At 62.2% G+C, this 26,453-nt stretch carries 26 protein-coding genes; 1 reads left to right on the forward strand and 25 read right to left on the reverse strand.

Annotated elements, in window-relative coordinates; genetic code table 11:
- Window positions 1-17: 17 nt before the first annotated feature.
- The 8 genes from trbJ to glmS form a co-directional block, all read right to left on the reverse strand.
- Entirely contained in the window at window positions 18-743 is a 726-nt protein-coding gene (trbJ, locus tag NMG70_RS07910) for a P-type conjugative transfer protein TrbJ (protein ID WP_254024011.1), read from the reverse strand.
- Entirely contained in the window at window positions 740-3,190 is a 2,451-nt protein-coding gene (gene trbE / locus NMG70_RS07915; protein WP_254024012.1) for a conjugal transfer protein TrbE, read from the reverse strand. Before trbE ends, trbJ begins: the two co-directional genes overlap by 4 nt.
- Entirely contained in the window at window positions 3,184-3,456 is a 273-nt protein-coding gene (locus NMG70_RS07920; protein WP_008871923.1) for a VirB3 family type IV secretion system protein, read from the reverse strand. Before NMG70_RS07920 ends, trbE begins: the two co-directional genes overlap by 7 nt.
- Entirely contained in the window at window positions 3,456-3,764 is a 309-nt protein-coding gene (locus NMG70_RS07925) for a TrbC/VirB2 family type IV secretion system protein (protein WP_008871922.1), read from the reverse strand. Before NMG70_RS07925 ends, NMG70_RS07920 begins: the two co-directional genes overlap by 1 nt.
- A gap of 11 nt (window positions 3,765-3,775) precedes the next feature.
- Window positions 3,776-4,744, reverse strand: coding sequence for a P-type conjugative transfer ATPase TrbB (trbB, locus tag NMG70_RS07930; RefSeq protein WP_008871921.1), 969 nt, complete (start codon window positions 4,742-4,744; stop codon window positions 3,776-3,778).
- Entirely contained in the window at window positions 4,741-5,154 is a 414-nt protein-coding gene (locus NMG70_RS07935; protein WP_008871920.1) for a hypothetical protein, read from the reverse strand. The genes trbB and NMG70_RS07935 overlap by 4 nt, the downstream gene beginning before the upstream one ends.
- A 120-nt stretch (window positions 5,155-5,274) precedes the next feature.
- Complete coding sequence (locus tag NMG70_RS07940; protein ID WP_254024013.1) at window positions 5,275-7,305, reverse strand: conjugal transfer protein TraG; 2,031 nt, start codon at window positions 7,303-7,305, stop codon at window positions 5,275-5,277.
- A 252-nt stretch (window positions 7,306-7,557) separates the two neighbouring features.
- Window positions 7,558-9,381 carry a glutamine--fructose-6-phosphate transaminase (isomerizing) gene (gene glmS / locus NMG70_RS07945; RefSeq protein ID WP_254024014.1) on the reverse strand — a complete coding sequence of 608 codons (1,824 nt, stop codon included), beginning with the start codon at window positions 9,379-9,381 and terminating at the stop codon, window positions 7,558-7,560.
- Between the two features lie 327 nt (window positions 9,382-9,708).
- Between glmS and NMG70_RS07950 the strand changes: the two genes are divergently transcribed.
- Complete coding sequence (locus tag NMG70_RS07950; protein ID WP_123149124.1) at window positions 9,709-9,969, forward strand: hypothetical protein; 261 nt, start codon at window positions 9,709-9,711, stop codon at window positions 9,967-9,969.
- A gap of 673 nt (window positions 9,970-10,642) precedes the next feature.
- On the opposite strand, the gene NMG70_RS32645 is transcribed toward NMG70_RS07950, so the two are convergent.
- From NMG70_RS32645 to queC, 17 genes are all read right to left on the reverse strand, one after another.
- On the reverse strand, window positions 10,643-10,897 hold the full coding sequence (locus tag NMG70_RS32645; protein ID WP_301555135.1) for an FkbM family methyltransferase: 255 nt from the start codon (window positions 10,895-10,897) through the stop codon (window positions 10,643-10,645).
- A 1,157-nt stretch (window positions 10,898-12,054) separates the two neighbouring features.
- A complete protein-coding gene (locus NMG70_RS07960) occupies window positions 12,055-12,978 on the reverse strand; it encodes an SMP-30/gluconolactonase/LRE family protein (RefSeq protein ID WP_254024015.1) in 924 nt (307 codons plus the stop codon).
- 692 nt (window positions 12,979-13,670) lie between these two features.
- Window positions 13,671-15,641 (reverse strand): relaxase/mobilization nuclease RlxS, encoded by a 1,971-nt coding sequence (gene rlxS / locus NMG70_RS07965; protein WP_254024016.1) that lies wholly within the window; start codon window positions 15,639-15,641, stop codon window positions 13,671-13,673.
- 205 nt (window positions 15,642-15,846) lie between these two features.
- Window positions 15,847-16,533, reverse strand: coding sequence for a lytic transglycosylase domain-containing protein (locus NMG70_RS07970; RefSeq protein WP_040591645.1), 687 nt, complete (start codon window positions 16,531-16,533; stop codon window positions 15,847-15,849).
- A complete protein-coding gene (traF, locus tag NMG70_RS07975) occupies window positions 16,521-17,069 on the reverse strand; it encodes a conjugative transfer signal peptidase TraF (protein ID WP_254024017.1) in 549 nt (182 codons plus the stop codon). The genes NMG70_RS07970 and traF overlap by 13 nt, the downstream gene beginning before the upstream one ends.
- On the reverse strand, window positions 17,066-17,335 hold the full coding sequence (locus NMG70_RS07980; RefSeq protein WP_254017433.1) for a helix-turn-helix transcriptional regulator: 270 nt from the start codon (window positions 17,333-17,335) through the stop codon (window positions 17,066-17,068). The genes traF and NMG70_RS07980 overlap by 4 nt, the downstream gene beginning before the upstream one ends.
- A 161-nt stretch (window positions 17,336-17,496) precedes the next feature.
- Complete coding sequence (locus NMG70_RS07985) at window positions 17,497-17,820, reverse strand: DUF736 domain-containing protein (protein WP_008871905.1); 324 nt, start codon at window positions 17,818-17,820, stop codon at window positions 17,497-17,499.
- Between the two features lie 532 nt (window positions 17,821-18,352).
- Entirely contained in the window at window positions 18,353-18,853 is a 501-nt protein-coding gene (locus NMG70_RS07990) for a hypothetical protein (RefSeq protein WP_254024018.1), read from the reverse strand.
- 40 nt (window positions 18,854-18,893) lie between these two features.
- Entirely contained in the window at window positions 18,894-19,292 is a 399-nt protein-coding gene (locus NMG70_RS07995) for a hypothetical protein (RefSeq protein WP_436798359.1), read from the reverse strand.
- Window positions 19,289-20,077 carry a ParB/RepB/Spo0J family partition protein gene (locus NMG70_RS08000; RefSeq protein WP_254024020.1) on the reverse strand — a complete coding sequence of 263 codons (789 nt, stop codon included), beginning with the start codon at window positions 20,075-20,077 and terminating at the stop codon, window positions 19,289-19,291. The genes NMG70_RS07995 and NMG70_RS08000 overlap by 4 nt, the downstream gene beginning before the upstream one ends.
- A gap of 76 nt (window positions 20,078-20,153) precedes the next feature.
- Entirely contained in the window at window positions 20,154-20,573 is a 420-nt protein-coding gene (locus NMG70_RS08005) for a DUF2958 domain-containing protein (RefSeq protein ID WP_008871901.1), read from the reverse strand.
- Between the two features lie 141 nt (window positions 20,574-20,714).
- The gene (locus tag NMG70_RS08010; protein WP_254024021.1) at window positions 20,715-21,677 is read right to left on the reverse strand and encodes an ArdC family protein; all 963 of its coding nucleotides are present in this window, start codon (window positions 21,675-21,677) and stop codon (window positions 20,715-20,717) included.
- Between the two features lie 400 nt (window positions 21,678-22,077).
- Complete coding sequence (locus NMG70_RS08015) at window positions 22,078-22,794, reverse strand: DsbA family protein (RefSeq protein WP_254024022.1); 717 nt, start codon at window positions 22,792-22,794, stop codon at window positions 22,078-22,080.
- Window positions 22,795-23,049: 255 nt separating this feature from the next.
- A complete protein-coding gene (locus NMG70_RS08020; RefSeq protein ID WP_254024023.1) occupies window positions 23,050-24,099 on the reverse strand; it encodes a cation:dicarboxylate symporter family transporter in 1,050 nt (349 codons plus the stop codon).
- Between the two features lie 339 nt (window positions 24,100-24,438).
- Window positions 24,439-25,173: a 7-carboxy-7-deazaguanine synthase QueE gene (queE, locus tag NMG70_RS08025; RefSeq protein WP_254024024.1), complete on the reverse strand. Its 735-nt coding sequence runs from the start codon at window positions 25,171-25,173 to the stop codon at window positions 24,439-24,441.
- On the reverse strand, window positions 25,170-25,526 hold the full coding sequence (gene queD, locus NMG70_RS08030) for a 6-carboxytetrahydropterin synthase QueD (protein WP_254024025.1): 357 nt from the start codon (window positions 25,524-25,526) through the stop codon (window positions 25,170-25,172). The genes queE and queD overlap by 4 nt, the downstream gene beginning before the upstream one ends.
- Window positions 25,526-26,224, reverse strand: coding sequence for a 7-cyano-7-deazaguanine synthase QueC (gene queC / locus NMG70_RS08035; RefSeq protein ID WP_254024026.1), 699 nt, complete (start codon window positions 26,222-26,224; stop codon window positions 25,526-25,528). The genes queD and queC overlap by 1 nt, the downstream gene beginning before the upstream one ends.
- Between the last annotated feature and the right edge of the window lie 229 nt (window positions 26,225-26,453).

Below are 26,453 nucleotides of genomic sequence, written 5' to 3' on the forward strand. Positions count from 1 at the left end.
CTCGTCAGAGTTGGTGATCAATTGCCTGGATAGGCAGAGCCGGTACCCAGGAAGCGCTTGGTCGTCTCGCGGGCGGCTTCCTCGGACTGCGCCTTGCGCGCGGCATCCTCGGCCTCAGCTCGAAACTGAGTCGCGAGCAGCGTTTGGATCTGCATCTGCTGCTTGGTCGAAAGCGCGATCAGCTGGTTGGTGGCCTGGCTTGCCTGAAGCGCACCGGCTGCCCCTTGGCTGCGGTTGACGAGATCGGCAAGCAGGTCGCCGTCGGCGCGGACGTTCTCGACGATCTGCGACTGGACCCGCATGGTCTGGCGGAACGCCTGCATGGCGCTCTGCCAGCGCTCGCGCGCTGCGGTTGCCACATCGCTGACCTTGATCGTGGCCTCGTAGCTTTCCGGATATTGGCTGCGCCACTGGTCTTGAAGCTTGCCCAGATCAAAGCTGAGGCCGCTCGCCTGGTCCATCAAACCGTCAATGCGATGGAGCGAACCGGAGAGTTGGCCCACGGAAGAGAAATCCAGACGCTGAAGATTGCGCGCCATGTTCTGCAGCATGGTTGCCTGGTTCTGCAGCGACTGGATCTGGTTGTTGATCTGCTCCAGCGCGCGCGCCGCCGTCAGCACGTTCTGCGCATAATTGGATGGATCGAACACGATAAGGGCGTAGGCCGGCTGCATATAGTCGGCCATTGGCTTGGCGATCAGGGAAACGGTGATCAGGCTGGTGAAAAGACGGCGTCCAATCATGAGGATTGCTCCATGTCTGGTTGAGGGAATTGCTGGAGAAGCTCGGCAGCCCAATCGAGGCCGCGCGCGCTCAGAAAGCGGGAGGCAAAGCTGTCTTGCCCGTCTTCGGACTGGATTTTGTCGATCAGGGTCTGCGTCGCCGGATCGGAAGCGCCGCAAAGCGCAAGAGTGATGGGGCCAAGCCCGAGCTCGAAGAGACGGTTTCCGCTACGTGACTGAAGATAGTAGTGGCGCTTCGGCGTGGCGCGGGCGATCAATTCGATCTGCCGCTCGTTCAAGCCGAAGCGCTCGTAGGCTGCCCGCGCTTGCGGTTCCACAGCACGATCATTGGGAAGGAAAATGCGCTGGGGGCAGCTCTCGATGATCGCCGGCGCGATTGAAGAGCCCGCGATATCAGCCAGCGATTGCGTAGCGAAGATCACCGAGACATTCCGCTTTCGGAGCACCTTCAGCCATTCGCGGATACGGGCGGCAAAGAGCGGATTGTCGAGATAGACCCAAGCCTCGTCGAGCATCAGCAGCGTCGGCCGTCCATCGAACCGCTCTTCAAGACGATGGAACACGTAAGTGAGCACAGGCAGCACAGCGCCTTGGCTCTGCATCAGCTCTTCCGTCTCGAAACACTGCACATTCGATAAGGCCAGCCGATCATCATCGGCGTCGAGCAGGCGGCCGAAAGGACCGTCGAGTGTGTAGGGCATCAACGCGGACTTCAGCCCGTTGGACTGAAGCAGGACCGAAAGGCCGGTCAGCGTGCGTTCCTGCGCCGGCGCGGTGGCAAGGCTGGTGAGTGCCGACCAGATTGCCTCCTTCACCTCCGGCGTGACGGTGACATTCTCATGGGCAATGAGGCCGGCAATCCACTCGGCTGCCCAACTGCGGGCAGCCTGGTCGCCGATATTGCGCAGGGGCTGGAAGGCGAGCGCACCGTCAGCACCCAGTGCGTGGTGTTCTCCACCCGTGGCAAGGACTGCCGCGCGCGCCGAATTGCCTTTGTCGAAGACATAGACCTGCGCGTCGGCATAGCGCCGGAACTGCAGTGCAATCAGGGCAAGCAGCACCGATTTGCCGGCGCCGGTCGGGCCAACGATCAGCATGTGGCCGACATCGTCGACATGGGTGGATAGCCGGAATGGTGTCGACCCGTTGGTCTCTGCGAACAGAAGTGGCGAGGCCTCTCGCTGGGTGACCTTGGCGAGATGCTCGTTCGCCGTAGGACCTGCCCAGACCGACGACAACGGCATGAGATGCGCAAGGTTCAATGTGTGAACGAGCGGCTGGCGAACATTGGCATAGATATGACCAGGCAGCGAGCCGAGCCACGCCTCGACCGCATTGACGCTTTCGCGGATGGTGGTGAAGCCGAGCCCATTGATGATGCGCTCGACCGCGCGAAGTTTCTCCGCGGCGGCTTGATGGTCCTCATCCCACACTGTCACCGTTGTGGTGAGATAACCGAAGCCGACATGGTCGCCGCCCAACGCCTGAAGGGCTGCGTCGGCATCGAGCGCCTTGTTGTCGGCATCGCTGTCGACCAGCGGGACAGGTTCGTTGGTCACGACCTCGCGCAGGATGGCCGCGATCGATTTGCGCTTGGCAAACCACTGGCGGCGCAACCGTGTCAGCGTCTTCGTGGCTTCCGTCTTGTCGAGCGGGATGAAGCGCGTCACCCAGCGATAGGCGAAATCCTGATGATTCAACGCGTCGAGAATTCCGGGCCGGGTGAGATTCGGGAATCCGAGGACGGTAAGGGTGCGAAGATGGTGTTCGCCGAGCATCGGCTCCAAGCCGCCGGTAAGCGGCGCGTCGACCAGGATGCCGTCGAGATACATCGGCGTTTCCGGGACAGCGAGTGGATGGCGGCGGGTCGAGATTGTGCCGTGCAGGTAAGTCAGGGTCTCCGCATCGTCGAGCACGCGCACCTCGGGCATGAAACCGGACAAAAGATCGAGGACCCGGTCGGTCTCGTCGCGAAACCGCGCCATCTCCTGGGGCCAGTCTCTCCCGCCGCCAGATTGGTGTGCGTCAACGAGCGCGCTTTCAGCCCTCGCCCGTGCGTCCGGGGGCGGCATGAACAGCAAAGTCAGGTGATAGCGGCTCTCGTAATGCGCGACCTTGCCCTCGAAGGCTGCGCGTCGTTCTTCATCGACCAGCCAAGACGCGGCGTCGGGAAAGGTTGAGTTAGGATAGCCGAGCGCCTCTATGCGCTCGGCTTCGAAGAACAATGCCCAGCCGGAGCCGAGCCTTCTCAACGCGTTGTTTGCCCGGGCGCAGATGCCGACAAGTTCTGCTTCCGTCGCGCTTTCGAGATCGGGCCCGCGGAACCGTAAGGTCCGCTGAAAGCTGCCGTCCTTATTGAGCACGATGCTGGGCGCGACGAGCGCTGCCCAGGGCAGATGGTCGGCAAGTTTGTCGGCTTTGCTGCGGTATTCTGACAGGTTCAGCATGCCAACCATCCCTTCAGACGAAGGTGACGAACGAGCACGCTGGCGAAGTCTGGATCGCGTCTTGTGGCAAAGACCGCCAGCGTGTGGCCGGCAATCCACAGCACCAGCCCAGCGATCCACTGCTGCAAACCGAGGCCGATAGCTGCGGCCACCGTGCCGTTGAGGATCGCCACCGCTCGCGGTGCACCGCCCAGCAGGATGGCTTCGGTCAATGCCCGGTGAACGGGAACCGCGAAGCCCTCAATATGCTGCTCTCCAGCGACCATCAGACGAGTGCCCCGCCGCCAAAGGAGAAGAAGGAGAGAAAGAAGCTCGATGCCGCGAAGGCGATCGACAGCCCGAAGACGATCTGGATCAGCCGGCGGAAACCGCCTGCGGTGTCACCGAAGGCAAGGGTTAAGCCCGTGGTGATGATGATGATCACGGCGATAATCTTGGCGACCGGTCCCTGTACAGACTCCAGGATCTGCTGCAGCGGCTGTTCCCAAGGCATGCCGGAGCCTGCTGCGCGGGCTGAGACCGTGAGAACAAGCACGAGCGCGGTGGACGAAAGAAAGCGAAGCTTCTTGCACATGAATTGGCCTTTCAAAACTGCTGAAGTTGCGGGAGCGTCAGTTGGGTGACGGTGTAATCGCCGCTGCCGTCGAGACCGGTGACCTCGGCGATGGCGTCAATGCGGCGCGAGGATCCGCGCCCGGCGATGAAGACAATCAGATCGATGGCATCGGCGATCAGACGGCGTGGTACAGTGACGACGGCTTCCTGCGCGAGTTGCTCGATCCGGTAGAGGGCGGAGCGCGCCGAATTGGCGTGAACCGTGGCGATGCCGCCGGGGTGGCCAGTGTTCCATGCCTTCAGCATATCGAGGGCTTCCGCACCCCGGACTTCGCCGACGACGATGCGGTCGGGCCTGAGCCGCAGCGTCGAGCGTACGAGATCGGCAAGCGTCACCGAGCCCCGTCTTGTCCTGAGTGCAACGCAGTCCTTGGCAGCGCACTGCAGCTCGCGTGTGTCTTCGATCAGGATCACCCGCTCGTCGCATTCCGCGACTTCGACCAGCAGCGCATTGGCGAGCGTGGTTTTGCCCGACGACGTGCCGCCTGCGACCAATATGTTGCGCCGCTCGCGCACGGCCTTCCTCAGCGCATCGGCCTGCAGCGGCAGCATGATTTGGTCGGCGACATAGTTGGCCAACGTGTAGAGTTTTGCGGCCGGTTTACGGATGGCGAAGCATGGCGCCAGAACGACTGGCGGCAACAGCCCCTCGAAGCGCTCGCCCGAGGGCAGTTCGGCGCTGACGATCGGACTACCCGCATGCGCCTCGGCACGCACATGGGAAGCGACCAGGCGGACGATGCGTTCCGCCTCGGATGGGTGCATATGCACGCCGGTACCGACCCGACCTTCTCCCAGCCGGTCGAGCCGCAGCGCACCGTCGGGATTGACCATCACCTCGACAACAGATGAATCGGCAAGGGCCTCAGCGATTGCCGGGCCCATGGCGGTGCGCAACATGGTACGATGGCGATGGTCGACCTCCGGATGAGAACTCATCCTTCCCCTCCCCCGCCATTATCCGTCCCAAGCGACCGTTTGCCGGAGGCGATCTGGCGGCCCACTTGCTCGACGAATTTGTCGAAGCGCTCCTGGGCAATCGCCTGCGTCGCCCTGTCCGGGACTGGTGTGTGAGCATGAAGCGTGACGGAAAAGCGAATGAAGAGCGCCAGGCTCTCTAGGATCATCTCGACGTCGCGTCTGAGATGACCGAGGTCACGGGAAAGACGGTCGAGCCTTACGCCGTAGCGCCGGTCGAGCTCGTTCTCGCCACGCCGCTCGATAAAGGCCTCGACTGCCTTCGCCACGATCGCTGATTTGGTCGTCGATGGATCGCGGCTGAGGTCGTCCAGTTTCTTGCTCAGGTCGGGTTCGAGCAGAAACTGATGACGAATGCGGTGAGGGCTCATGTGGTTCGTTCCAACTGTCCCAGCGCTGTTGCGCGGGCGGGAACGAGCATCGGCGACTTCTTCGAAATTGCTTATGGCCGTTATCTACGCTGATTTGCGCTCTGCCTTCGGCAGCTTCTTTCAGAAGCCGGGCACGATGTCCTTGTTGTCGCCCGTTCCCTCGTTGATGCCATAGGCGCGTGCGGCAGTGGAAATTCGGTCCATCACGCGCCTGTCGGCAACTGCCTCGCTATCATCGTCCGCGGGCTTGAGCAGGTCGTCCCGGTCGGGCTCCAGAGTGACGGCTGTATGCTCTTCAGGCAGACCCGGATGTCGCTGTTGCTGGACACCTCCTTCATCTTCAATTGCCTCGCCCGCGCTTTCGCCGCCGCCAGCAAGACGGCGGTCAACGCCCCGCACCTGCCCGATCCAACAGTCCGGACGCGGTACTGGCCGATCCGCGTAGGCGCCGTCGCGCAATACCGGCGCAGAAAGCACGCGCTCGGTGAAATTTCGATCCTGGTAGTAGCGCAGCTTCTTCGCCCGGATCGGCGGCAGCCCTGAAACCAACACCAGTTCATCGGCTTGCGGCAACTGCATCACCTCGCCCGGTGTCAATAGTGGGCGGGCGGTCTCCTGGCGGCTAACCATCACGTGCGACAGCCAGGGCGCCAAGCGATGGCCGGCGTAGTTGCGCATGGACCTCAGCTCCGTCGCCGTGCCGAGCGCGTCCGAAATGCGTTTGGCCGTGCGCTCGTCATTGGAGGAAAAGGCAATCCGCACATGGCAGTTGTCGAGAATGGCATTGTTGTCCCCATACGCCTTGGAGATCTGGTTCAAGGATTGCGCGATCAGATATGCACGGATGCCATAGCCGGCCATGAAGGCGAGCGCGGTTTCGAAGAAATCAAGGCGACCGAGCGCCGGGAATTCGTCCAGCATCATGAGCAGTTGATGGTTCCTGCTCTTCTTAGGATCCCCCTCCAGCCGCTCCGTCAGACGCCTGCCGATCTGATTGAGCACAAGTCGCACCAGCGGCTTCGTGCGCGAGATGTCCGATGGCGGCACGACCAGATAGAGTGACATCGGTCGCTCAGCATCCAGGAGGTCGGCAATGCGCCAGTCGCAGGCTGATGTCGCTGCCGCCACCGTAGGATCGCGATAGAGGCCGAGAAACGACATGGCGGTCGAAAGAACGCCTGAACGCTCGTTCTCCGACTTGTTCAACACCTCGCGAGCTGCCGAGGCCACGACAGGATGGACCTGGGGCTTATCCGCCGCGCCGAGATGGTTGGTCGTCATCATCCGCCGTAGTGTCGCGGCAAACGAGCGTTGCGGGTCCGACAGGAAGGTGGCGACGCGAGCGAGCGTCTTTTCCTCTTCGGCGTAAAGCACGTGCAAAATGGCGCCGACCAAGAGTGAGTGACTGGTTTTCTCCCAGTGGTTCCGCCGGTCCAGCGCGCCTTCCGGATCTACCAGGATGTCGGCGATGTTCTGGACGTCACGGACCTCGTCTGGACCTTTTCGTACCTCCAGCAGCGGGTTATAGCGCGCCGACCTCGGATCGGTCGGATTGAACAGGAGACAGTAGGAGAACTTCGAGCGCCAGCCGGAGGTCAACTGCCAGTTCTCGCCTTTGATATCGTGAATGACGGCCGAGCCGGTCCAGGACAGAAGAGTTGGAACAACCAGTCCGATGCCCTTGCCTGATCGTGTTGGGGCAAAGGCCATGACGTGCTCGGGCCCGTCATGGCGCAGATAGCGATCCTTCAGCTTGCCTAGGAAAACGCCGGCCGGCCGAAACAGCCCTGCCGTCTCGATCTCGTGAGTCGCGGCCCACCTTGACGACCCATATGTGGTGACCGACCCGAGCTGTCGCGCGCGCCAGAGCGAGCCGGCGATCGCGGCGGCACAGCCCACGAACCCACTGGCGCCGGCAAGCGCACCGGCCTTATCGAAGACCTCGGGCGCATAAGGGTCGAAGTGGAACCACCATTCGAACAGTTTCCACGGCTTGTAGATCTGCCAGCCAGCCGCGACTAACCATGGCGCGCCGAGTGGCGGTTGATGGCCGAGCATGTGGGCGCACCACTGCGTGGCCGCCCATACGCCGAGTATCACGATTGCGAACACGACGGCGATCTGCCCAATCAGCAACTTCGTAGGCGTCATTGGCTTGCTCCGCAGTTCTGGACATGCGGGGCCAAGCATCGCGCGGCGCGATGTGAACTGAAATGCACACTACGCACGACCAGGTGCGATGAGGGAATGGGCAGGATCGCTCAGACTGGAAACTTTCGGTGGAGCAATAGAGATATGTCCACTTGGCCGCGGACCTGATCTGCGTCTCGTCGACATCCAAGTGCTGGTGATGCTTGGAAGTGTATTTTCGATGGACGCATGCCACCTATGAGCGCGTCACAATCATTCGACGGTGACCGATTTTGCGAGATTGCGCGGCTGGTCGACATCTTTGCCCATGGAGACCGCCGTATGATAGGCAAGAAGCTGTATCGGCAGCGTGAAGATCATCGGCGCGATAATCTCGTCGACGACCGGCAGCACGATCGTATGCATCGTGTCGAGTTTCGACGCAGCGGCCCCATTTTCATCGGTGATGAGGATAATCCGCCCTCCACGGGCGGCCGCTTCCTCCATATTGGAGACGGTCTTGTTGAAAAAACGATCATGTGGCGCGATGACGATCACTGGCATGTTCTCGTCTATCAATGCGATCGGACCATGCTTCAATTCGCCAGCCGCATAGCCCTCGGCATGGATGTAGGAAATCTCCTTGAGCTTCAGCGCACCTTCCATCGCCAGTGGGAAACTGGTGCCGCGGCCAAGATACAGGACACCATGACACTTTGACAGTTCGCGCGACAGGAGCTCGATATTTGGCTGGATGCTGTTCAGTACCCTGCCCATGACGCCCGGCATTTCGGCAAGGCTCCGGACGAGCGCCTTCACCTCATATTCAGTTAGCGTTCCACGGTCCTTGGCAGCGCCGATGGCGAGTGTGGCCAGAACCGCAAGCTGGCACGTGAAAGCCTTCGTGGAGGCGACGCCGATCTCCGGGCCGGCAAGGATCGGGAAGACCGCGTCGGCCTCCCGAGCGATGGTCGATTCGCGGGCATTGACGACAGCGCCGGTTTTCAGCCCACGCCCCTTGCAGTACCTCAGGGAGGCGAGCGTATCGGCGGTTTCGCCGGATTGCGAAATGAAAAGAGCCGCCGATTCCGGCGGCAACGGGATCTCCCGGTAGCGGAATTCGGACGCAACGTCGATTTCGACCGGCAGGCGCGCATAGCGCTCGAACCAGTATTTTGCGATCAGTCCGGCCAGATAGGCGGTGCCGCAAGCCGAGATCGCCAGGCTCGGGATGCTGGCGAAATCTATGCTAGAAACCGTATCGACGCGATTCCCTTCGAAGTTGATGTAATGACCGAGCGCACGGGCGATGACCTCGGGCTGCTCGTAAATTTCCTTCTCCATGAAGTGGCGACGGTTGCCCTTATTGGCCAGGTATGCCCCGGCCGTGGAAGTCTGGCGCGGACGCTCGACGGGATAGCCATCGAAATCGAAGATATCGGCGCCTGCCTTGCCGATAACGGCCCAGTCGCCGTCGACGAGATATGTGATTGCATTTGTGAAGGGAGCTAGCGCCATGGCGTCAGAGCCCAGGAACATCTCGCCGTCGCCGTGACCGATCGCCAGCGGTGGTCCATTGCGCGCCGCCATGATGGTCGACGGATCATCCTCGAAGAGAATGGCAAGCGCGTAGGCGCCCCTGACGCGCTTCAGCATGGCGTGCATTGCCTCACCCCGCCCCATGCCCTCCCGGCGGTGTCTTGCCAAGAGATGCACGACGACCTCGGTGTCGGTGTCGGTCTGGAACTCGGCGCCCGCCGCCGCCAGTTCGTCCTTCAACTCGGCGAAATTCTCGATAATGCCGTTGTGAACGACGGCCACACCGTCCGTAAAGTGCGGGTGCGCGTTGCGCTCAGTCGGTGCCCCATGCGTTGCCCAGCGCGTGTGTGCGATGCCGATGGTGCCACTCAGCGGCTCTTCCTTCAACCTCGTCTCGAGATTGATGAGCTTGCCCTTGGCGCGCCGGCAGTGCAACGAGCCCTCGGTGATGGTGGCAACGCCGGCTGAGTCATATCCTCGATATTCGAGACGCTTCAAAGCGTCGACCAACCGATCCGACACCGGCTGATGCCCAACGATGCCAACAATCCCGCACATGATCCTCTCCGAATTCTTCCCGGTAGCCTCAGCCGACCCGAAGGGCACCGCCCGGCGCTGAGCCTCCTAGTAGAATTCGGTAAAACAGGTAAAATCGATTGTTGGGATGGCTGCCATCCAGCCAGTGGATAGAAGAGGACGTGTTTGACCAGTGAGAAACGGTATGCGCGGTGCCGGCTTGCGTCCACCAACCGCCAGTTGGGACGAGTTTCCGTAGTCGGTTGAGGCGTAACGATCATCGCAATGTCCGCTTTTTACATGCTGTTGACTCGCCCAGTTAACGGCCCTTAGATCCATTGACTGCTACAATGCTTATGGTTTTTCAAAATGCCGTTCAAACGGGCCGGTCTATACCCTGCCGATCTCGATCTATGCCAACGGGTATTCGACCAGATATGCAGTGACGAGCATATCGCCCGCTCATCGTTGGAGGCCGACCACCTCGCCCTGGATATTTTGGTCGCGTTGGAAGAAGAGGCTGACGCGGATGAGGCTGAGCTGCTTGAACTCATCAGATCGAAGCGGCGGGCTAATCGTCATCTCAGAAACCCTGCAGAGAGGCATGGCGGACGTCTTCGTCGCCGCTGAGGGATGCAGTCACCCGGACCTTCCCTTTGCCTGTTCGACTGCCTTGCTGGCCGCCTTGGCAACTCCTGCATGTTTGCTCACGCGCACTGTCGGCCGTCTGGAACTTGCGCCAAACTCATCAGTTCTGGACAATGCCAAACAGCGCGTGGCTACGATCCTGACTTCCATCGGCATACTGACATCCCGGCCGGCGGCTCGACGCCCCTCAAGGCGTGGCCTGGAAGCGTCGCAGCCGCCCCCGGCAGCGCGGCGGCCAACCTTGACTGCGTCTCGACACGAGGTCGGCGCTTCACCGGAAACGACGCAAGGGCAGCGACAAGCACATGCGCAGGAGCCTGCCGCGGCAGTGACCTGAACCAGCAAGCGGCCCCGGGTGTCCTTCCGCTTTCATCCGGGCTTCGCCGTCAACCCAAAGCGGACAACTGATGTGCTACAAAAACCGGGATGTCTGCCTGAGATCCGCCTGGACTTTCGCAGTTGCGCTAAATGCGGGCTTCTCTTCTATTGTCAGCGAGATCTGGCGAGGGTTCAACGCCGTTGCGCTGCAGATCGCAGACGATCGTTCCGTGGCGCTGTCCATTGCGCTAGGCACGGTCAGGGATGCCGATCACATGCGGCGCTTTCGGCGCTCGAACCCGGGCCACAGGAACAGTCCGCAACGGTGTGTCCCCGCTCACCGGCATAGCGAGCCTGTCCGGCAGGCGCGAGCCCGGGTTGCCATCCATGGCGGAGTCTGTGTGGCCCCAGCGATGACATCTGATTCGGCCCTCTGCACATCCATCCAGATGAAATCGATCTTGCTCAGGTTGGCTTCGCTGCAGCAGTCGTCAAGCCTTCGAGTTTCAACCGATATGGGGTGATCGAACCTAACCCAATCATGTCGAAAAGATGATTCTTGGGTCGGCGTATCGAGCCAGATCGGTCCCATTCCTTCGCACTTCCGTCTCCGTTGCTTGGATGGAAATCAATACTGCCATTCCGGCTACTGATCGCGATCTCGAAAAGCCTCACCTTGTCTAGGTAGAGATCCATGTACTTATTAAAGCGGGCAGCCGCTCAAGGGTCGGGCTCAAAGCAGTAGAGCTGAGCCCTTGGGCAAAGCCTGAGAAAACGTCGCGTATCGGTTCCGTCATTGCAGCCGATGTCCAGGATGACGGGATTGGGCTTTTGAAGGAGTGAAACAATCTGCCGACGTAACTTCAACGAAGACACCGGTTCGCGCACACACTCCAGAAGCTCTTGCCAGAGCCGCTGCATGGAGATTGGTAGGGTCTCCCAGGAAGGCCGAAATATTTCCATTGAACTCGTCCTCAGCGCCTTGAATGCAGCCGTGCCGCCTTATGGGAGTGTAGGTCACCCCGAACTTAGGGCCGGCACCGGGCAACTTGGATTGCTTTCGATTGGTCCTGCGGCGTCGGCCGGGTTCACAAGTCTTCCTGAAGAAGGGGAGGGCGCACTCCTTAGTAGACCCGTTTCCGCCGACCGACGTTTTCACATCCGCTATTATCCATAATTGGTAAAATCGATTGTGTTGATGGAACGCATGCGCGCGATGCATACATACCTGCCAGGCGCCTGTGACAGGCTGAGCGAGGACGATGCTTCGGCGGGTCACCGTCCCTCCGAGACTTTTCACCATCATATGGGGGTTGACGCTTCCCGCGGTTCACCAGGAAACGAAGGTCCGCAGCGCCCATCGGCTCTCGGCGGCATGCCACAAGTCGCTGGGTTCGACCTACGCGGCGACTGCGTCAAGATCCGCCCGACCCAAAGCGTCACCCATCCGAGGGCTACATCTCGCGGCACGCCGAACTGCTGGGCAGCAGGGCATCCGCACTCAGCATGCCGCCGGACGACTATTTCAACGACGCGCTTGCGACCGCGTTCGCGCGGATGGCAGCGCCGCTCCAAGTTCAACAACAACGTGCCCGTATGCTCGACGCAAACATGTCATCTGAAGCGCTCGGCTGTTCCTCAAAGCCCGTGATCGTCTGCGCGCCGGCAGCCGATCGACCTGCCCCGATGCGCAATGGCCAATCTTGCGGGTGCGGCGATGGTTGAGGCCCGCATAGCCCGAACGCGATCCTACGATTGCGCTGCCGCATTGGCGACCACAAAGACGGCATAGAGCGACTGTCGCGCCGTTATGAACAGGCGATTGCGCTTGGGGCCGCCGAAGGTGAGGTTGGCGACCGTCTCGGGGATGCGGATCTTGCCGATCAGCGTGCCGTCGGGATCGAAGCAATGGACGCCGTCGCCGGCCCCTGCCCAGACGCGGCCGGCCGTGTCAACCCTGAACCCGTCGAAAAGGCCGGCCGTGCATGTCGCAAAAACGCCGAGCTCGCGCAGACCGCTGCCCTCGACGGCGAACTTGCGGATGTGCCGTGGCCCATCCTTCTCATGCGTAACGCCGGTGTCGCCCACATAGAGCATCGTCTCGTCCGCCGAGAAGGCAAGCCCGTTGGGTTTCGCCATGATCGAGACGACGCACACCACCTCACCCGTTGCGGGATCAGTGCGGTAGACATGGCAGCCCTCGATCTCCTGCTCGGCGCGGTCGCCCTCATAGTCCGTGGCGATGCCGTACGATGGATCGGAAAACCAGATGGTGCCGTCCGAGCGAACCACAACGTCGTTCGGTGAGTTCAACCGCTTGCCTTCGAAACGATCGGCGATCACCGTGATCGAGCCGTCGTGCTCGGTGCGCGTGACGCGCCGCGCCCGATGCTCGCAGGTAACCAGCCGCCCCTGCGTGTCGACTGTGTTCCCGTTGGCGTTGTTGGACGGCGCGCGGAAGATCGAGACCACGCCATTGGTGTCGTCATAGCGCATAATCCGATCGTTCGGGATGTCCGAGAACACCAAGTAGCGGCCGGCGGCAAACCAGGCCGGACCCTCGAGCCAGCGGCCACCCGTCCACAGCCGCTCGACCGCCGCATGGCCGACGAACCGGCGCTCGAAACGCTCGTCCAGAACTTCGAATCCGGCGCCTTCAATATCTCCGAACATGGCTGCTTCTCCATGACATCAGCTTATCGATAGCCGTCGTTTGAAGACGACTCGCGCTGCTATGCGTCCATCCGCAATTAGTATGCCGGTTGCGGGCAGAGCTTAGCAGCGGTACGGTCGTGGTCGGCGTTGACTCTTACTTATTTTCTCCACTGACCCGCGCTCATGCTGATTTTGTTGCGCGTCGTCTGGCGCGAAAGATTTTCGGCTTTCGGAGAGACTCATCGGCTCGATTGTGGCGATCGTTACGACTGCGGCAGCGTCAGCGGCGAGGTCCGGAACAGGGCGGATCCCGGTCTCGAAGCGCCGCCGCGTGCGGGTGCGTGAGTACCTGCTCTGAGTCACGTAGTGACTGCCCAGGGTTTCCCATTGAGATCGACCAGCGATCCCGGGATGTCGTTCTGATTCGATGGCCCACGGCCGCGGCGACCGAATGTAATTGCCCCGCGTCGACAATCGGCTATCGCAGGGTGTCGCGACCTGCTCACAGCAGGCGGATGTTGCGACGGAAGCGTTGTCGGTGATGACGATGGACGGCTCCGGTCATGACTTCGCTCTTGGACATTTGAGGACGGTCGGCCGACCGTCTTTCATCTCCTCTTCGTTTACCCTTCGCGCTCGGCACGCCTCGACCATGTCCTCTCGACAGAGCATCGTTCGGTCACTTCCGGACAAGATTCCGTGCAGCCATGTCACGAAACGCTCGGCCCGCTCCTCTGTCGGCCAATAGTCCATGAAATCCCCTCCCCGCGCATGATCCCGGACACCTCCTTGCCGATGTGCCGATCGAGCACTGGCCGCCATGGCACGAGCGTGAACTCGCGCGACTTCTCGATGACGGCGTATTGGCCGCTGGCAAGCTCGACCGATCGGCGCAGCGTGCCTTCTACCCGAACCCCGGGCTTCGCTTCGGAATACGACAGTCCAAGTTCGTCCGACAGCTGACCGGCAACACGGTTCAGCTCGCGGTGGCGCAGGATGGAAAGCATATTCGAGCGGAAAACGATCCTACCCTGGTCTTCATGCGCCAAGCCTTGCACGATGAGCCATTGCCGCCGGCGGACCTGCACCTCACGCACCTCACGGCCGAAGCCCGAGTTGCGCAACCCCTCTGGTTCATCGGAAACCAACTCCCGGTCGATCCATGTGGCGCCGTCGAAGCCGACTTGGCGTTCCAGCGACAAAAAGGAGAGCTTCTCGACTGTCACAGGCTCCGCCCTGGCCCGCAGCCGCTCGTATTCCGATGCGCGATCGAGATGATCCGGCGCGATGATCCACGTGCCGTCCGGCTCGCGCTCGACAGCCCGGGTGGCGCGCCGGATCGCCTCCAGCCGGCGCACATGCGTTTCGGCAAAGCTTTCGGTGGCCGACGGATCATGCCTCAGGTGGATATCGACGTTGTAACGGCCGCCATGTGCGGCGGCGATCTCGGCGGTCGTCCGATCAACCTGCCTGGGCTCGGTGTTCCGCGGTGTGACCCGGACGATGCAGCTATCAGGCGTCGGTTCGGTGCCTTCGCCTTTGCCGATGTCGATGTAATGGGTTCTTCCATCCACCCCGTCGATGATGAGGTAATGACGGTCGTTGATCTCGTCGGCCAGCCCGCGCCCGACAACGCAGCCGACGACACGCTGGGCCTGCTCACCGGATCGATCGTGGATCACCCAATCGGCGGCACTGCGGGCGAGCCCTTTGCCTGTGAGCTCGCGGTGCATGGTCTTGATGATGTCACCGCGCTCGCCGATGCCGCGCAATGTGGCTTCGAGCTGGCCATCGAGGCGCCAGCGACCCGACCCGACCTCTTCTGCCAAGCCCATCCGCTCGAGCTTGCGCAGCCGGCCCTGGTGCAGCGTCTGACGAAAGGCCTCGGGCCCGTCCGTCGAAACAAGTCCGTCATCGTCGCGCATGCGCAGCAGCTGCCGGTCGATGCTGGTGAAGCGTTCCTGCTCCATTTCCTGGCGCAGGCGGTGCTCGATCTCGTGGTCGGTGCGCGGACCGAGATCGAGGCTGACCAGCTCGGCCGCGCGCTCGCGGATGCCCCTCGAGATGTATTCCCGCGCTATGACGAGGTTCTCGCCGCGATCGTCCTTGCCACGCACGATGATGTGGGTGTGCGGATAGCCGGTATTGAAATGATCCACGGCAACCCAATCAAGCCTCGTGCCGAGGTCCTCCTCCATCTGCGCCATGAGCCGACGGGTCAGCGGCTTGAGGTCGTCATACTCGATGCCGTCTTCTGGCGCGACGATGAAGCGGAACTGATGCCGGTCGCCATCTGCGCGATCGACAAACGCCTTACCGTCGACGCGGTCGCTATCGGCACCGTACAGCTCGCCAGGCGCACCTTCCCTGGTGACACCGTCGCGCTGGATGTAGCGCAGATGCGCACGCGCTCCGTCCGCGCCCTTGCCGGCCAGTTTTACGATCCGGGCCTTGACGACGACGCGACGCTGACGGAAGGCAGCATAACGATCGCGCGATTTCAGCAGCGCGGCGGCCGCTCCGCCGCGCCCTGCCCGGCTGCCGTTAAAGCGGCCGCCGCGCTGGGGCCGGCCGCCGGCTCTGTTGATCGCCGCCCGGACCTGGCTGGCGAAGCGTTTGCCTGCCTTCGAGCCGCGCGAGCCTATTCTGCCGAGCTTCGGCCTGAATTCGTCATCCTGCATCGTGGCCTCCCAGAAATCTCAAGCAGAGTCAGATACTTGCGTGTCCCACACTCCCGGCTCTGCCAGCAGCCTCCGGGAAAAACGATGTGCAGACAAAGACTTCGCCGCCTCCTGGAGGCATTGCCTTTATCTTGCCTTACGCCGCCCTTCCGCTTTCCGGCTTCCGCACCCCCCGCCCCGCAAAACCGCGCCCCCGCTCGCCGAGTCACCCGCCATTCGGCTCGTTCGTCCGAGCGCGATTGACGCGCAGCGGCACAAAGAGATCGCCTTTCGCTTCGCCGGCGCGAACGCCGTTACGAAGGAAGAAGAGCGAGCGGCCGGAGGGAGCGTTTTGGCTGTTTGGCGCCTTGGAGTCCCCTTCGAATTCATCAATGTCGTCCGCCGAAATCCCCGTCCCCCTGAGCTGTTTGAGATAGGCAACCGTCTCCTTCGGCAGCGGCTTCCCACGCTTCAAATGCTCTTCGTAGCGCTCGGGTCCTGCGTTGTAGGCGGCAAACAGGCCGGGGAATCCGAAGCGGTCAAACATGGCGCTGAGATAGGCGGTTCCGGCGAGAATATTGTCACGCGGATCGTGCGGATCGGCTCCCAGATCGTATTCGGCACGCATGTCCTCATACGTTTCCGGCATCACCTGCATGAGGCCCATTGCGCCCGCGCGTGAGGTAATTGGGCGGCCGTCGAGCATGGTCTTGCCGCCGCTTTCGGCATCCATGACGGCGTAAATCCAGGCCTGAGGAATACGGAAGCGTCTGCTTGCTTCGCCTGTGAACTCGTGCCACCTTTGAAGGTGCGGAATTTGGGAGATGGCGACCGGCTCAGCGCCGGTCGAGGCGGAACAGGCGCATGGCGCAAAGGCGATCATGCCGAACATCAGCAGGGTCACTCGGTCCATAGCGGCACGAGCCTCCCGATGACATTTGCGCGCGGCACCGGCCCGAAATAGCGGCCGTCGAATGACCGAATATCGTCGCTGCCGAGCAGGAAGATTTCGTTGTCGGCGAGTGTCCGGCACCCGTTCCACCGTGGCAGCGGGCGGCCTCTGGTATCCTTCGCCAGCCGTCGCGCGACGATCTGGCCGTCGATGATGACCGCGTCATTGAAGGAGCAGACTTCGTCGCCCGGCAGCGCGGCAAGACGTTTTACCAGCGGCTCGTTGCGGGGCAGATAGCCGCGTTCGGCGGCGAGTTCGGCGAGCGATTCTGGCGGGCGGACGAGCACCAGATCGCCCCGAGCCGGTGCTGCAAACCCGAGGCCATAGAGGCCGACGGGCGCGCTGGCCGAGGCGTTCCAGACCAGCCAGGGCGTTGGTTTGACGGTGCCGGCGAAGCCGATCAGGGTCAGTCCAATCACGGCAGCGGCGATGGTTTTGCGTGCCTGGAGGCGCCGCAGGCGGCTGCCGATCAGACGGATCGAAGGGCGCCGGCTCATGAGCGGCCTCCCTGGCCGGCTTGGCCGGAACCGGCCTCACCACCCTCGTTACCAGCGTGCTGCGGGTGTCCTTTCGACCATCCGTCGAGTTCGTCGATGTGGTAGCGGACATAGCGGCCATGCTTGCGGAATTTCGGGCCGCCGCCCTTGAGCCGCATCTTTTCCAGCGTGCGCTGGGAGAGCCCGATATAGAAGGCTGCTTGGGCTGTGCTGAGAAAGGGACTGCCCTTTTTGGCGCGGGCCGCGCGTTCGTTTTCGTCGTCCATGGTGATCCTCGTTTCGCTTCGGACAAGCGAGGGCGAGGATGGGCGAGCGAGATCGCCTCCGGGACGGGCGAAGAGTCCGGGGAGAGTTTTCGCCGCCTTTTCGGGCGGGCGCCTGGGAATGAGCCCCGCGCCGGCTGGGGCGCGAGGCTCGGGTCGGCCGATCAGTCGGCCGGGTTCCAGATGATGGCGTAGGTGTCGTCATCGTCCTGGCCGGCGGCGCGGCCGAGATTGGCGTAGAGCTTGCGCGGTCCGAACTCCGGCGCTGCAATCGACAGGCTCACATAATCCTTGCCGGAAGTCTCGCCGGTGCGGATCCAGCCGGCGCCAACTTCGACCCCCTGCGTCAGCACCCGGAAGTCGGGATGGTTGTCGGCGCTCTTGGCCTGGTTGGGGACGATGTCGATGTCGGCGCGGACGCTGAGCGTCTTGAGCTGGCCCTTGTAGGCGCCGTTTTCCTGCTTGTTGACGTAACCGATCGCGGTCATTGAAGTCTCCTTTTGCTGTCGCCGGGGACCATCCCCTGCGATGGCGGACCGTAATGGGCGCGTCCGGACCGCCTGAACCCGACAGGGCCGAAGCGCTAGCGGAGGACCCGAGCGGGCAGCTTTTTTGAAGCGAAGCGGCGCGAGGAAGCCGCCGCAGGCGGCGGGGAAAAAAGCTGATCGGCGAGGGTTTCGGGCGGCCGGATCCGCCCATAGGTCGACAAGCCAGCCGCAGGGGAATGATCCTTGAAGAGAGCAGGAGATCGTGGGAAACGCGGTCGCTACAGCCAGGCAGGAGGGGCGGGAATTGATAAGACCTGCGGCTGATAAGGTGCCCACGCCGATCGAGATCGTGACCGCAGGTTGGGCGCAGAGCAGGCATCGGGCGGACGGACCGATCCATGGGGATCAGGAGTTTGCCGGCCTGGATTTTGCTGCGCGATGCGGGGCAAAGGAAGCTCGAACATGCAGCCACTGCGACCAGGGTACAGTGGCGATCGGCGGCTGCCGAGAAGCCGCCGCCGGCCGTGACAGGCTATTCGCAGACGAACAGCGACCTGACCCGTGCCCATTGATCGGCGGTGCGGAAGCCGCCTCGATCAGTGTAGCTTTCGACCGGGAATTTCATCCAGCGCGGCAGCCAGGTCTCGACTTGTCTGCGGCCGTTATCGCCTGAAAGAAAGTCGCGGATGATCTTCTTTTGCGTCTTCACCTTTTCGGCGACATTGGCGTCCGCGACGTGTTTGCCGCCGACTTCGGCAAGCATGGAATTGGCAATTTCCTTGTCGCGCAACAGGTCGAAGAAGGCGTCGTCCGGTTGCCAGCAAGCGCCGATGTCGACATTCAGATGATTGCCGAGCGCCTCGATGACGGCGCTGTCGGCTTCAAGTGTCTCGGCCATGACGATGCTGAGAACGCGCATGACATGATCGTCGTAGAGCGCCAGGAGCCGCGCGAAGATGCTTGCCGTGCCGAAGTCGTCGCCATTGCCGCCAGCGATTGTGCCGTCCTCATCCGTTTGCCCAAGCAGCGCCACGACCTCGCGCCGTTTTTCGGCAAACGCTGGCCTCGGCCTTTCAGGCTGCCAGGCTTGCGGCCACGATCTCGCTGCAAGCGCGCTGCGGTTCGCGGCGCACCTGCCACAGGCCGGAACCGGCTATCGCATGCGCCACCATCAGGCGAAGTGCTGCGCCCGGATGGTCGAGCAGGCCCAAGCGCACGGCGGCATGACGGTGCAGATCGACATAGTTCTGCATCGGTCCGGTGAGTTCCGGCCGCGACGGTTTCGCGGCCGTCTCCTCCGCGCCCTCGCCATTCGCGCGGGCGCGGCGAGCCTCCTTGCACGATAGCCAGCCCTCGTGACACTCGACCTCGCCGCGATACGAGACGGCGATAAAGACCTTGCCGCCCTTCTGCTTCGGCATCTTTTCGTGGTCCCATGAGTGGAAATGCTGACCCGGTTCGAGCACGATCACCTCGCTCCAACCGTGTTCCAGACAGGCGTCGCGCTTGGCGGCAATCGCGCGTTCTGCTTTTGCCAGAACAGGTCGGCGTCGGCGAAATAACTTTCCTCGCCAAACAGGTCGGAGACGATCAGGCCCGGATAGTCCTCAATGGCAAACAGCGCCACCTTGGTGGAGATTGACTGTCCACCGAACAGCCACTGCTTCAACTGATAGCCGCGTGGCGCGTATTGCCCCGGATCGGCAAACAGTGCCAGCCAATCCTTCTGCTGGGCTTTCGAAGCCATGGTGAGATAGCGAGCGGTTTCGGTGTCGATTTCGTCCCGCCGATAGGCTTCGCGGATGTTGGGCAGCAGTTCGCCAAGCGCCAGAATGCGCTTCACCTGAAGCTCCGTAATGCCGAAGGTGCCGGCGATCTCCGGAACTGTGCGGCCTTCTCTGATCAGCCGTGAGAACGTCTCCCATTGCGACACTTCGTCGGGGTCGAGGCGGGCGACGTTCTCGATCAACGAGGCTTCGAGGGCATCGGCGTCCTCGCCAGCCTCCATGATGGCGCAGGGCAAGGGATCGGCTTTACCTCGCTCGTCGGCGAGCGATTTCGCGGCGAAATAGCGTCGCCGTCCGGCGACGATCTCGAAGCTTTCCGGCGAGCCGTTCGGCCGCACCAGAAGCGGCACGAGGACGCCACGCGCGCGGACGGACGGCAGAATGTCGGACAGGTCGGGCGCGCGTTTACCGTGGCGCATGTTGAGGGCGGAAATATTCAGTCGGTCGAGCGGAATATGGGCAAGCTGCATGTCTTCTCCTTCATTTGGGGTGCGATTGTCCCCGCCGGGGAGACCGAAGGCCGATGCGGCGGGGACGGGTTTGCGCCTAGCGGCGCTCTGGTTCCGCCGCGTCTGGCGGAAGCTCGGAATGGGATTTGGCAAGTGCTTCCGCTGTCTGCCGCAGAAGCCGCTCGGCTTCGGTGATCTGGCCGGCGCTGCGCGCGGCCTCCGCATAAACGGACAGCGGAAAACGCGCTTTGAAATAAAGGTCGCGCTCGATGCCCAGTCCGAGCGGACCCTTGATGGATTCGAGTTCGGCAAGGCTGACGCTGCCGAGTTCAGGGAAGCCGAAGCCGAGGTCGCAAAGGCCGAACAGCGTGTCGCCGTCTGCATCGAGTTCGGTCAGAAGCCAGATCGCAGGACCGGCCGGATCGAACAGTTTCACGACCGGTGCGTGGTCGGTTTCGGCGTCGGCAGCGCCGTTGGCGAGGAGCCGGGCGCGCAGTTCATCGGTGATCAGGATCATTGCGGAATTCCTTCAAGACGGTTCGGGCTGATTGAGTGCGGCTTTTTGAAACAGGCGGATACGAGCGGCTGGTGCGCGCGCGCGGGCGCATCGGCGCGCCGTCAGAAGCGCAAGACGGTCGCGCATGGCGATGGAGCGCGCTCACGCGGCGATCTCGGCATGCGCCTCGCCTTCGACGTCGGCACTAAGGCCAAGCAGGAAATCGGCGGCTTTCGAGGCATGGCTGGCGGCGCGGAAAATGGCGCGATTGTCCTCGCGCAGAACCGTCAGCCATGAGCCGATGTAATCGGAATGGCGCACGGTCGGCTCGATACCGAGACTGCTGCAGATGAAGGCTGCGGCCATCTCGGCGACCAATTCCTCGCGCGCATAGGTTCTGGAGCCGAATGAGCCTGACAGGTCGCGCGCGAGTCGCGTCGGGTGGCCGGTCCAGTGGCCAAGCTCGTGAAAGCAGGTCCGGTAATAGTCGATCTGGTGGAAGAAAGCCGGCTGGGGCGGCACCTGGATGGTGTCGCTGCCGGGCATGTAGAAAGCGCGATCGCCACCGATACGGAAATCCGCACCGCTTCTGCGAATAAGTTGCTCGGCCTGCGGGACGATTTCGCGCGCCGGCAGCGGCTCGGCGGCGGCATGGAGATGGTCGGGAAGATTATCGCACTGCGCGACATTGAAGACGGTAAAGCGCTTCAAAAAAGGCACGGCCTGCGGTTCGTCGCCATCGGCCTTGGCGCGTTCCTTTTCGTCCTTGGGAATAAAGTGGTCAGCGTGAACGATGGTCGTGCCGCGCTCGCCCTTCCTGACATTGCCGCCAAGGGCAAGCGCCTGCCGGAAGGTGAGCCAGTTCTGGCTGGGGTATGAGCGCTCGATGACGGCGCCCCACAGGATCAGGATATTGATGCCGGAATAGCGGCGCTGGGTGGCTGCATTCCTGGGCAGGCCAAGGGCTGCCTTTGCCCTGCCCCAGGGCTTGACCCATGGCACGGTGCCGCGCTCCAGTTCGGCAACGATGCGGTCTGTGATCTCCTGATAGAGGCTGGCGCCTGAGCGCCCGCCCTTGCCCGCGCCAGCCTCTCGGCTGCCGGAACGCTTGTTGTTTGCACGCATTGTCTGGTCCTCCGTTCGCCAATCGCGCCCTCCCCCGGAAGCGGGGTGGGCGGCGAAAGCGACCGAAAAGGCCCGCCGTAGAAGGCAGACCGCATCCGAAGGACCGGAACGAAGAGGAGGACCCGGAGCGGCAAGCGGAGGGTTGCGGGATGCCGCGGCTGGCCTAGAAGGGAGTGCCGCCCACCCCGTGCCACCGGGGAAGGCCACCACAAAATCGACGCCGGCCGGCTGGCCGGCGACCGTCAGCAGCCGACAGGCTGCCCGCGTCAGGGGGCGAAGCCGGATGGCCGAGACCGCCTGAGCCTGTCGAAGAAAAGCGGGCTCGGTGCACGAGCACCCGGCGCGCGCCTTCAGGCGCGCGGGCGCTCAGGACTCTGGTCCCCGAGAGCAGTTGATGCGGTCAAAATGCCGATTTTGCAGCTGTGGAAGACTGAATCTTGGCGTTTGCGCGCACATCGGCGATGCAGCGTTGCAGCCCGGCCATCTCTACCACCCCGGCTATCACTTCGTCGCCGACCACCAACGCCGGCGTGCCGGTGATGTACAGCTCGTTGGCGAGCGCGCGATCGCGTGCGATGGCGTCGGTGATGGCCGGGCCTTGCATGTCCCGCTTGAGCTGCTCAACATCGAGGCCGACACGTGCCGCAACGGCTAGGGTGGTTCTTTGGTTAACCAAGCCGGGAAAAGCAAAAAGGGCGCGATCGAACGCCTCATATTTTCCCTGTATGCGGGAGGCGAGCGCCGCGCGCGCGGCGAATTCGGAAGCAGGTCCCAGGACCGGGAGCTGTTTACGCACACTCCTCAGATTGGGATCATGCTTGAGGGCTTGCTGGAGAATGAGGTCCATTTCCTTGCACAGCGGGCAGTTGTAGTCGAGGAATGAGACCAGGGGGACGTCGCCCTGCGGATTGCCGGCGATTGGCGAGGCGAGGTCGTTGAGGAGTGCGTCGCGATGCTGCCGAATGAGTATCCTCAAGTCCGCCGCGAGCAAGGCGTTCATCTCCGAGCCGTTGCAGGTCGTCAACCTATCTGGCTGTCGCTTTAGCGTTCCCAGCACGGACAAGGCGAGGACTAAGAAACCGATTATGGCGACAAGGCCGGCGTTTTGCTTGGACATGGGGTCGGGCTCCAATCAGCCGTTAACGGGGCAGCAACGGCTGGCCTTTTGGCGTGAAGTTGGTCGTCGCTTTGGATCGCTTGCCCGGCAGTTCCCGCAGTATCGGCAGTCGCGGGGGGCTCACAATGTCGATGCCGGCGCCATCTGGCGGTTGCTTTATGACGGCTTCGCTCCAATGGGCTGACTGCAATAGCTGAGCGGCGTTCGCGAGTTGCCAGCCGAGACCACCGGTCATCACGCCGGGCGATCTGCCCTTCAACGCCCGAGCGCCGAAGGACCCGCTCGCGAGAGCCTTTGCCAATCGTCCATCATCCGGCTCGCCCTGCTCCGGGCGACAACAAGCCTTCCCACTGCGTTGCCGAGAAAAATGGTCAGCACACGGCACTCCGACATAAAGTGGTCGACGCGAAGAATAAGCGTCACGCCGGCAGCTGGGGCGGTCGGAACGACAAAGAGCGCTGCAGCCAACGTGAGGAGGCCCGCACCGGTAATGCGAGTTGTTCCCTTCGAAGAGAGCAAGGCGACGAACAGCAGCAGGATCCGACCGCCGATCGACAGATCCGTGTTCGTCGACTGGGCGAGGAAGAGGGGGACCAGCGTCATGTAGATGTTGGTGCCGTGCAGATTGAATGAATATCCGGCTGGGATGCCGAGGCCCACGACCGAACGCCTGGCGCTCGCCCCTTCGACGGGCGCGGCCCTCATCAGAATGCCGACCAGCTTGAACACCGGCGCAAGGAGCGCCTGAAGCAAAGAAAGCACAGGCTTGCCCGTGTCGCCGACCATCGCCAGAGCGATGCCGAACAGGACCGAGAAGAACAGGACCTGCAGGATGTCGCCTTCGGCGAAGGCACCAACGATTGACGGCATCAGCAAGCCGGTCACGAACTGCTCGTGTATCTTCGCCGCATAGCCCTTCACGGCCTGAGCATCGAGCGAGGCTGGATCGATGTTGAGGCCGGCACCTGGCTGAACGACATTTGCGACAATGAGACCGACAACCAGTGCGAGGCTCGAGAAGGTGAGGAAATAGATCATTGCCTTGCCGGCGACCCGGCCAACCTTCTTGAGATCTTTCATGCCGCCGATGCCGGTCGCAATTGTCAGGAAGATGACAGGCGCGATGATGATCTTCACGAGCTTGATGAAAGCATCGCCGAGCGGCTTCAGAGCCTCTCCGGTCCCCGGATAGAAAAAGCCAACAGCGACGCCAAGGGCGACGGCGGCAAGCACCTGCACGTAAAGCCGCGCAATATGGGGCTTACGAGGCCCGGCGTTCGCGCTGTGGACTTGTGGAGCTAACACCGTTTCTCTCCCTGCCGGATCGGGGCGGGCTCTTCCTTGCTTCAAGGCCTCTCACTGGCGGCGCTCCGGTCGAACGCTGCTGCCGTCTCGGGCGCAAGTGCCGTGCCAAGCAGCGGCGGCGCGATAACGCGCAGGACCTCTCACGCAGTGCCGCATTCGCCGCAGGCGGGTGCCCTCTTAAAAACAAGGGCAGACCGTCCGCGGGACATGCGGCCTGGCAGCGGCCGAAAGGTCGTCGAGGCAACCTGTTTGCCTTGGTGGCTGCGATCGGGATCTAGATGGTCAACATCTGGCCGGTCGAACCGAAAATCCGCGGGCGCATTTCCCGGACAGGCGCGACTAGACGCCTCTCCTGTTTCCCCAGAGAATAACGTGCAACTGCGGCAACACGCGTGCTTCGAACCACCTGTCGTGTGTCACCTTTTCCACAAGCCACTCCATGCGTTTTATTATTCCGTCCAGGTCGACAGGTGCGTCTTCATTGCCAAGGCGCGGTGGCGTGTGGTTGCCGGGTTGCAGATAGACCGGAAGGCGCGGAAATAGCGCGGCGGCGTCTTTGGCATAGGCGTAGTCACTCTCGTCGAAAACAACGAGCTTGAGCACGATTTGCGGCTTCTGCTGCGCCGCTTCTATGCACGCCTCGAATGCAGCCCAATCGGTCCTCATTTCGCTTGACGGCGGCTTTGGGCTGAGAACCAGCACATCAAGATCCGCAAACCAGTCGCTGACCACCGAACCTTGGGTTTCCAGTGCAAAACGGTAACCTTCACCACGGCCTCGCTCGATCAGCGCACCGAAGGGCTGAATGGCCGGATTGCCGCCTGACAGCGACACCATCACTGGCCGGCCACCGGAAAGCCCAACGACGCTTTGCCACACCGCATCGATTGGCATCATCTCCCATTCGTGGCGGAATTGACTGTCCACCGCATGGAGGCTGTCGCACCAGGAGCACCGGTAGTCACACCCGCCGGTTCTGATGAAGACTGTAGGCAAACCGATGAGCACTCCCTCGCCCTGGATCGTGGGCCCAAATATCTCGCTCACACGGATTGCGGGACACGTGTCCGTCACGGCCGGTATTCCGCCCAGGTTTTCGGGGTTTCGCTCACCCGCACGGCCGCGGTTTCCGGCAGACGTGCCTTACACCATTCATAGAAATGTCTGGCCAAGTATTCCGCCGTGACTTGCTCATGTCCCAGCACCTCGTTGAGGTGCCGGTGGTCGAGGCTCTCGTCTATATAACGTTTGAGCGGCGCCAGATCGTGATAGTCGCGTACGAAGCCGTGCACGTCCAGGTCCTTCGCCGAAAGTTCCACTTCGACGATGTAGTTATGCCCGTGCAGGCGCGCGCACTGATGATCCGGCGGCAAAGAGGTGAGCTGGTGCGAGGCCGAGAAGTGGAATTCCTTGGTGATGCGGAACATCAGGCGCTCCTCCTCCGCAGCGCCTCGAGCCAGAAGACAGGGTCTTCGTAGTCGGTAGGATCAGCGTGCCCCGCGAGATGAAACGCCTCGCGCCGCTCCACGCAGGTCCCGCACCGTCCGCAGTGACGCTCGCCGCCCTTGTAACACGACCAGGTCTCCGCAAATGGCGTTCCGTGTCTTGCTCCATCCAGGACGATGTCGCCCTTCGTGAGGTTGACGTAAGGCGTATAAAGGCGAATCTCTGCGTAGCCTTCCAGCGCCCGGTCTTGCATCATCTGGAAAGCTTCGATGAAGGCCGGACGGCAATCTGGATAGATGAAATGGTCCCCACCATGGACGGCCATCGCCACCGCTTTGGCCTTGTGCGCGGTGGCGAGACCGAAGGCAATTGCCAACATGATGGCGTTCCGGTTCGGCACCACCGTGATCTTCATCGTGTCTTCGGCGTAGTGGCCGTCCGGCACGTCGACATTATCGGTGAGCGCTGAGCCGGAAAGGCCGCGGCCGATTTCGGGGATGTTGATGATCTGGTGCATAGTGTTCAGTCGCTCCGCGCAGAGAGCGGCGTAGCCCAATTCTTTCCTGTGCCGTTGGCCGTAATCGAAAGACAGGAGGCCGGCGAGCTCGTGCTCCGCTGCCACGCTGTGAGCAAGGGAAACGGAGTCCAATCCGCCGGAGCAGATGACGAGAGTCTTCATCGTGGTATCCTTGTTTTGACCGGGTAAGGCTGCGACCGGAGATTTCTCTGCGGTCCCCCTACCCCAGCGAGTCAACTTTGTGAACCCGGTGGAGTCTGATCGCTGACGTGCCGTGGCGCACCCGGCGCCGACAGCGGGCTCTTTCATTGATGTCCAAACCCAAGCATATGCTCAGAAGGACAGATGCGAAGCGACCTCGAGGCATTGCTGGGAAAGAAGCTGACCTATC

Origin of the sequence: Mesorhizobium ventifaucium, assembly GCF_935822925.1 — a bacterium.
In the GTDB taxonomy this organism is placed as follows: domain Bacteria; phylum Pseudomonadota; class Alphaproteobacteria; order Rhizobiales; family Rhizobiaceae; genus Mesorhizobium; species Mesorhizobium ventifaucium.